The sequence below is a fragment of the Serratia sp. CY83965 genome (genome assembly GCF_052166375.1).
GTDB classification, from domain to species: Bacteria; Pseudomonadota; Gammaproteobacteria; order Enterobacterales; family Enterobacteriaceae; genus Serratia; species Serratia marcescens.
This window is the reverse complement of record NZ_JBJNOV010000010.1, coordinates 402,658-410,186: the sequence shown is the minus strand read 5'-3', so window position 1 is coordinate 410,186 and position 7,529 is coordinate 402,658. Positions and strand designations below refer to the sequence as shown.

The window sequence follows — 7,529 nt, the reverse complement described above, 5'->3', positions numbered from 1 at the left end:
GTCCCACCTGACCCCATGCCGAACTCAGAAGTGAAACGCCGTAGCGCCGATGGTAGTGTGGGGTCTCCCCATGCGAGAGTAGGACACTGCCAGGCATCAAATTAAGCGTGCTGATATGGCTCAGTTGGTAGAGCGCACCCTTGGTAAGGGTGAGGTCCCCAGTTCGACTCTGGGTATCAGCACCACTTTATTTAAAGTGGGTTTAGAAGTTCGGCAGAAAAAAGAATTTGCTTGGCGGCAATAGCGCGGTGGTCCCACCTGACCCCATGCCGAACTCAGAAGTGAAACGCCGTAGCGCCGATGGTAGTGTGGGGTCTCCCCATGCGAGAGTAGGACACTGCCAGGCATCAAATTAAGCGTGCTGATATGGCTCAGTTGGTAGAGCGCACCCTTGGTAAGGGTGAGGTCCCCAGTTCGACTCTGGGTATCAGCACCACTTTATTTAAAGTGGGTTTAGAAGTTCGGCAGAAAAAAGAATTTGCTTGGCGGCAATAGCGCGGTGGTCCCACCTGACCCCATGCCGAACTCAGAAGTGAAACGCCGTAGCGCCGATGGTAGTGTGGGGTCTCCCCATGCGAGAGTAGGACACTGCCAAGCATCAAATAAGCCAAGAGGCCATCCGAAAGGATGGCCTTTTTGCTTTCAGTACCTCTCATCCTCCCTGCCAAGATCCTGACGCAGCTCGCGCAATGAAACATTTTCACCTTTCCGCTGAATGCTCGACAGCGACGGAAAAAAACGCTATCTTCGGGCATCTAGAAGTCTAAACGTATAAATGGATATGTGAGGGTTAAGCAATGCCGATTCGTGTTCCTGATGAGTTACCTGCGGTCAATTTCTTGCGCGGTGAGAATGTCTTCGTGATGACATCCTCGCGGGCAAAAACACAGGAAATCAGGCCACTGAAAGTGCTGATCCTCAACCTGATGCCAAAGAAGATCGAAACGGAAAACCAGTTTCTGCGTCTGTTGTCCAACTCGCCGCTGCAGATTGATATCCAGCTGCTGCGCATCGACAGCCGCGAATCGAAGAACACGCCGGCCGAGCATCTGAACAACTTCTACTGCGACTTCGAGGATATCCAGAATGAGAACTTCGATGGCCTGATTGTCACCGGCGCGCCGCTGGGGCTGGTTGATTTCTGCGATGTTGCCTACTGGCCGCAGATCGAACGGGTCATTGACTGGGCCAAAAACCATGTCACCTCTACACTGTTCGTGTGCTGGGCGGTACAAGCGGCGTTGAATATCCTGTACGGCATTCCCAAGATGACGCGCGAAGTGAAGCTCTCCGGCGTTTATCCGCACCAAACGCTGCAGCAGCATGCGTTGCTGACGCGCGGCTTCGACGAAAGCTTCCTGGCGCCGCATTCACGCTATGCCGATTTCCCGACCGAGGTGATTCGCCAATATACCGACCTGGACATTCTGGCCGAATCCGAGCAGGCCGGCGCCTACCTGTTCGCCAGCAGGGATAAGCGCCTGGCATTTGTCACCGGCCATCCTGAGTATGATGCCCTGACCCTGGCCGGGGAGTATTGTCGCGACAACGAAGCTGGCCTCGATCCTGCCGTACCGCTCAACTACTTCCCCGATGACAACCCCGCACTGACACCGAAAGCCACCTGGCGCAGCCATGGCCACCTGCTGTTCTCCAATTGGCTCAACTATTACGTCTACCAGATCACGCCTTACGATCTGCGCCATATGAATCCGACTCTCGACTGATCTTTCCTGCCTGCCGGCGGCTGAATCGAGGCCGCCGCGCTGTTGATCCTCTGTACGATCCTCTTTTTACCCGCCACTTTTTCCAAAAAACCATTGGCCAACAGCGCGTTAGCCTGTCTTTGCGATTCTATTGGAACCGATTTCCTTACCCATTAGTTATGTTATTTGTTCTAACCAATTGATAATAAAGTGTTAATAAAATATTTAATAATAAAATGGAAATGGTTTTTGATTTTTATTTTTTGTTGAGTATTCTTAGAGCTATCGGGATGAGATCTGACCAGTTTAGGATCGTTTCATCCGCCCTGATCCACAGTGATTTCTGATGAAAATGCGCCGATCGCTCGGGCGCAATGATGGGAAGGAGCAAGGTCATGACGCAACAGATAGCAGGCACGGAGTTAAGGTTTACCCAGGGTTTCGCCGCTGCGGAGCGCCAGGTATTAACGGATGAAGCGGTTGAATTCCTGGCGGAACTGGTGGGGAAATTCACGCCGCGGCGCAATGAGCTGCTGGCGGCGCGTGCCCGCTGGCAGCAAAATATCGATCGCGGCGAGCTGCCTGGATTTATTTCGGAAACCAATTCCATTCGTGAAGGCGACTGGCAGATCCGCGGCATTCCGCAAGACCTGCGCGATCGCCGGGTCGAGATCACCGGGCCGGTAGAACGCAAGATGGTGATCAATGCGCTTAACGCCAACGTAAAAGTGTTTATGGCGGACTTCGAAGACTCCCTGGCGCCAAGCTGGGATAAAGTCATCGACGGTCAAATCAACCTGCACGATGCGGTTAACGGCACCATCTCCTACACCAATGAAGCCGGCAAGATCTACCAGCTGAAACCGAATCCGGCGGTGTTGATCGCTCGCGTGCGCGGCCTGCATTTGCCGGAAAAACACGTGCTGTGGCGTGATGAAGCCATTCCCGGCGGCCTGTTCGATTTCGCGCTGTATTTTTATCACAACTATCGCCAGCTGTTGGCCAAGGGCAGCGGCCCGTATTTCTACCTGCCGAAAACCCAGTCCTGGGAAGAAGCGGCCTGGTGGAGCGATGTCTTCAGCTTTACCGAGGATCGATTCGATCTGCCGCGCGGTACCATCAAGGCGACGGTGTTGATCGAAACCCTGCCGGCGGTGTTCCAGATGGACGAGATCCTCTATCACCTGCGCGATCACATCGTCGGCCTGAACTGCGGCCGCTGGGATTACATCTTCAGCTACATCAAAACGCTGAAGAATCACGGCGATCGCGTGCTGCCGGATCGTCAGTCGGTGACCATGGAGAAACCTTTCCTCAGCGCCTATTCACGCCTGTTGATCAAAACCTGTCATAAGCGCGGCGCGTTCGCCATGGGCGGCATGGCGGCGTTTATCCCGAGCAAAGACGCTGAGAAAAATGCCTGGGTGCTGAACAAGGTGCGGGCGGACAAAGAGTTGGAAGCCAACAATGGCCACGACGGCACCTGGGTGGCGCACCCGGGCTTGGCGGACACGGTGATGGAGGTGTTCGGCAACGCATTGGGCGATCGCCAGAACCAGCTGGACGTGATGCGTGAGCAGGATGCGCCGATCAGCGCCGCGCAGCTGCTGGAGCCATGCGACGGCGAACGCACCGAAGCGGGGATGCGCGCCAATATCCGCGTGGCGGTGCAGTACATCGAAGCCTGGATCTCCGGCAACGGCTGCGTGCCTATCTATGGGTTGATGGAAGATGCCGCGACGGCGGAGATCTCCCGTACCTCTATCTGGCAGTGGATCCACCATGAGAAGAGCCTGAACGACGGGCGCCCGGTCACCAAGGCGCTGTTCCGCCAGATGTTGCAAGAAGAGATGTTGGTGGTGCGTGAAGAAGTAGGGGAAGCGCGCTTTAACGCCGGCCGGTTCGAAGAGGCGGCGCGCCTGATGGAGCGCATCACCACGCAAGATGAATTAATCGACTTCCTGACGTTGCCCGGCTATGCGCTGCTGGCCTGAACTTTCCCAATCAACCCTACATGACTGAAAGGATAAAAATTATGTCTACCTCTCGCTCTCAACAGATCCAGCAGCTGGAACAGGAATGGAAATCGGCCCGTTGGGAAGGCATCACCCGCCCTTACAGCGCCGAAGACGTGATCAATCTGCGCGGTTCGGTCAACCCGGAATGCACCCTGGCGCAAAACGGCGCCGCCAAACTGTGGGCGTTGCTGAACGGCAAGGCGCGCAAAGGCTACGTGAACTGCCTGGGCGCGCTCACCGGCGGCCAGGCGCTGCAGCAGGCCAAAGCCGGCGTCGAGGCCATCTACTTGTCCGGTTGGCAGGTGGCGGCCGACGCCAACAGCGCGTCGGCCATGTACCCTGACCAGTCGCTGTATCCGGTGGACTCGGTGCCGAAGGTGGTCGAGCGCATCAACAACACCTTCCGCCGCGCCGATCAGATCCAATGGGCGAACCAGATTGAGCCGGGCAGCAAAGGCTACACCGATTACTTCCTGCCGATCGTCGCCGATGCGGAAGCCGGCTTCGGCGGCGTGCTGAACGCCTTTGAGCTGATGAAAGCGATGATCACCGCCGGCGCCGCCGGGGTGCACTTCGAAGACCAGTTGGCGGCGGTGAAGAAATGCGGTCATATGGGCGGCAAAGTGCTGGTGCCGACGCAGGAAGCGATCCAGAAGCTGGTCGCCGCTCGCCTGGCGGCCGACGTGCTCGGCGTGCCGACGCTGGTGATCGCCCGTACCGACGCCGATGCGGCCGACCTGCTGACGTCCGATTGCGATCCGTATGACAGCGCCTTCGTCACCGGCGAGCGTACGGCGGAAGGCTTCTTCCGTACCCATGCCGGCGTCGAGCAGGCGATCAGCCGCGGTCTGGCTTATGCCCCTTACGCCGATATGGTGTGGTGCGAAACCTCAACGCCGGATCTGGATGCCGCCCAGCGCTTCGCCGACGCCATCCACGCCAAATACCCGGGCAAGCTGCTGGCCTACAACTGCTCGCCGTCGTTCAACTGGAAGAAGAACCTCGACGACCAGACCATCGCCCGTTTCCAGCAGGCGCTGTCGGACATGGGCTACAAGTATCAGTTCATCACGCTGGCGGGCATCCACAGCATGTGGTTCAACATGTTCGACCTGGCGCACGCCTATGCGCAGGGCGAAGGGATGAAACACTACGTCGAGAAGGTGCAGCAGGCGGAGTTCGCCGCGGTGGATCGCGGTTACACCTTCGCGTCGCACCAGCAAGAGGTGGGCACCGGCTACTTCGACAAAGTCACCACCATCATTCAGGGCGGCGCTTCTTCGGTCACCGCGCTGACCGGTTCGACGGAAGAACAGCAGTTCTGATGCGGCAAGCTTGAAGACGTTTCACCGGAGCCTGCATGCGCAGGCTTCTTTTTCTGGCGGGGGGTAAGGATGGCGGCAAAACTGGAGTTGTTGATCGCACAGACGATCCTGCAAGGCTTCGATGCGCAGTACGGCCGCTTTCTGGAAGTGACCGCCGGCGCGCAGCAGCGCTTCGAGCAGGCGGACTGGCCGGCGGTACAGCAGGCGATGAAAAAGCGCATCCATCTGTACGACCATCACGTCGGCCTGGTGGTGGAGCAGCTCAAATGCATCACCGGGCAGAAATATTTCGACGCCGACTTCCCCAGCCGGGTCAAAGCGGTCTATATCGACCTGTTGCCGGACTACCCGCGTTTCGAGATCGCCGAAAGCTTCTTTAACTCGGTCTATTGCCGGCTGTTCAAGCACCGCGATCTGACGCCGGACAAGCTGTTCGTGTTCAGTTCGCAGCCGGAACGGCGCTTTCGCGACATTCCGCGTCCGCTGGCGCGCGATTTCACCCCCAATGGCGATCTGCCGGCGATGCTGCGCAGCGTGCTGAGCGATCTGCCGCTGCGGTTGCCGTGGGAGGATTTGACGCGCGATATTCGCTATATCACCCAGGCGCTGCAACGCGCCTTCAGCCCACAGCAACTGACGGGGGCGACCTTCCAGATCGCCAACGAGCTGTTCTATCGCAACAAGGCCGCCTGGCTGGTCGGCAAGCTGCGCCTGGCCGACGGCGTTTATCCGTTCTTGCTGCCGATCCACCACAGCGAGTCGGGCGCGCTGTTTATCGACGCCTGCCTGACCGGTAAGGCCGAGGCCAGCATCGTCTTCGGCTTCGCCCGCTCTTATTTTATGGTCTACGCGCCGCTGCCAGCGGCGATGGTGGAGTGGCTGCGCGAGATCCTGCCGGGCAAGACCACCGCCGAGCTGTACATGGCGATCGGTTGCCAGAAGCACGGCAAAACCGAATGCTATCGCGAATACCTGACTTTTATGGCGCAGTCGCAGGAGCAATTTATCATCGCGCCGGGGGTGAAGGGCATGGTGATGCTGGTGTTTACCCTGCCGTCCTTCGATCGGGTGTTTAAAGTGATCAAAGACGAATTCGCCCCGCAAAAAGAGGTGACGCAGGCGCAGGTGATGGCTTGCTATCAGCTGGTGAAAGAGCACGATCGCGTCGGGCGCATGGCGGATACCCAGGAGTACGAGAATTTCGTCGTCGACAAGGCGCGCCTCAGCCCGGAACTGCTGGCGGAGCTGCGGCGCGAAGTGCCGGGCAAGCTGGAAGATCTTGGCGATCGCATCGTGATTAAGCACCTGTATATGGAACGGCGCATGACCCCGCTGAATCTGTATCTGGAGCAGGCCAACGACCAGCAGATGCGCGATGCGATTGAAGAGTACGGCAATGCCATCAAACAGCTGGCCGCCGCCAATATCTTCCCCGGCGACATGCTGTTCAAGAACTTTGGCGTGACGCGCCACGGGCGGGTAGTGTTCTACGACTACGACGAGATTTGCTACATGACCGAGGTCAACTTCCGCGATATCCCGCCGCCGCGTTATCCGGAAGATGAACTGGCCAGCGAGCCGTGGTACAGCATCGCGCCCAACGACGTGTTCCCGGAAGAGTTCCGCCACTTTCTGTGCGGCGATCGGCGCATTCGGCAGATGTTTGAAGAGCTGCACAGCGATCTGTTTACCGCGGAGTATTGGCGCGGGTTGCAGCAGCGCATCCGCGAAGGGCATGTGGAAGACGTATTCGCTTATCGCAAGAAGCAGCGGTTCAGCCAGCGCAGCGGGGCGGCGCTGCCGGCCGCCACCGCTGCGATGTAAATCAGGCCTGAGCGCCCGCGACGGCGGCGCGCGCCAGTTCGGTAATGCGCGCGTAGTCGCCGCTTTCGAGCGCGTCCGCCGGCACCAGCCAGGAGCCGCCGATGCACAGCACGCTTTTCAGCGCCAGATAGCTGCGGTAGTTGTCCGGTGAGATGCCGCCGGTCGGGCAGAAGCGCACCTGCGGGAACGGGCCGCCGATCGCCTGCAGCGCTTTTACGCCGCCGTTGGCTTCCGCCGGGAAGAATTTAAACTCGCGCAGGCCGTAATCCATGCCCTGCATCAGTTCGGAAACGGTGCTGATGCCCGGGATCAAGGGAATGGAACCGGCGGTGGCGGCCTTAAGCAGCTCGTCGGTCAGGCCTGGGCTGATGGCGAACTGCGCGCCGGCTTCGGTCACTTCCCGCAACTGCTGCGGATTGATCACCGTACCGGCGCCGATGATCGCTTCCGGCACCTCTTGGGCGATGGCGCGAATGGCGTCCATGGCGCAGGCGGTGCGCAGCGTCACCTCCAGCACCCGCACGCCGCCGGCAACCAGCGCTTTCGCCAGCGGCACCGCATATTCCAGCTTGTTGATCACGATGACCGGCACCACCGGCCCCGCCGTCAGGATCTGCTCGGCGCTTGTTGTCCACTTGTTCATGCTGACGTTCTCC

Annotated in this window: 5 protein-coding genes, 2 tRNA genes and 3 rRNA genes; 9 read left to right on the top strand and 1 reads right to left on the bottom strand. The window is 58.8% G+C overall.

The genetic code is table 11. The features are described from left to right. From rrf (ACJ8PL_RS19750) to aceK, 9 genes are all read left to right on the top strand, one after another. Nucleotides 1-95: ribosomal RNA gene (rrf, locus tag ACJ8PL_RS19750) — 5S ribosomal RNA — on the top strand; the annotation flags it as partial. A gap of 14 nt (nt 96-109) precedes the next feature. Beyond that, a tRNA-Thr gene (locus tag ACJ8PL_RS19745) sits at nt 110-185 on the top strand. A gap of 45 nt (nt 186-230) precedes the next feature. Continuing rightward, nucleotides 231-346, top strand: a 5S ribosomal RNA gene (rrf, locus tag ACJ8PL_RS19740). 14 nt (nt 347-360) lie between these two features. Continuing rightward, nucleotides 361-436: transfer RNA gene (locus ACJ8PL_RS19735), tRNA-Thr, on the top strand. 45 nt (nt 437-481) lie between these two features. Continuing rightward, a 5S ribosomal RNA gene (gene rrf, locus ACJ8PL_RS19730) occupies nt 482-597 on the top strand. 200 nt (nt 598-797) lie between these two features. After that, complete coding sequence (gene metA / locus ACJ8PL_RS19725; protein ID WP_004936623.1) at nt 798-1,727, top strand: homoserine O-acetyltransferase MetA; 930 nt, start codon at nt 798-800, stop codon at nt 1,725-1,727. A gap of 374 nt (nt 1,728-2,101) precedes the next feature. After that, nucleotides 2,102-3,700: a malate synthase A gene (aceB, locus tag ACJ8PL_RS19720; RefSeq protein WP_016930307.1), complete on the top strand. Its 1,599-nt coding sequence runs from the start codon at nt 2,102-2,104 to the stop codon at nt 3,698-3,700. Between the two features lie 41 nt (nt 3,701-3,741). Beyond that, entirely contained in the window at nt 3,742-5,049 is a 1,308-nt protein-coding gene (gene aceA / locus ACJ8PL_RS19715; RefSeq protein WP_016930306.1) for an isocitrate lyase, read from the top strand. Between the two features lie 69 nt (nt 5,050-5,118). Further along, nucleotides 5,119-6,873 carry a bifunctional isocitrate dehydrogenase kinase/phosphatase gene (aceK, locus tag ACJ8PL_RS19710; RefSeq protein ID WP_239442319.1) on the top strand — a complete coding sequence of 585 codons (1,755 nt, stop codon included), beginning with the start codon at nt 5,119-5,121 and terminating at the stop codon, nt 6,871-6,873. Nucleotide 6,874: 1 nt separating this feature from the next. Here the strand turns inward: aceK and ACJ8PL_RS19705 are convergent, their stop codons facing one another. Continuing rightward, entirely contained in the window at nt 6,875-7,516 is a 642-nt protein-coding gene (locus tag ACJ8PL_RS19705) for a bifunctional 4-hydroxy-2-oxoglutarate aldolase/2-dehydro-3-deoxy-phosphogluconate aldolase (RefSeq protein ID WP_016930304.1), read from the bottom strand. Nucleotides 7,517-7,529 lie beyond the last annotated feature (13 nt).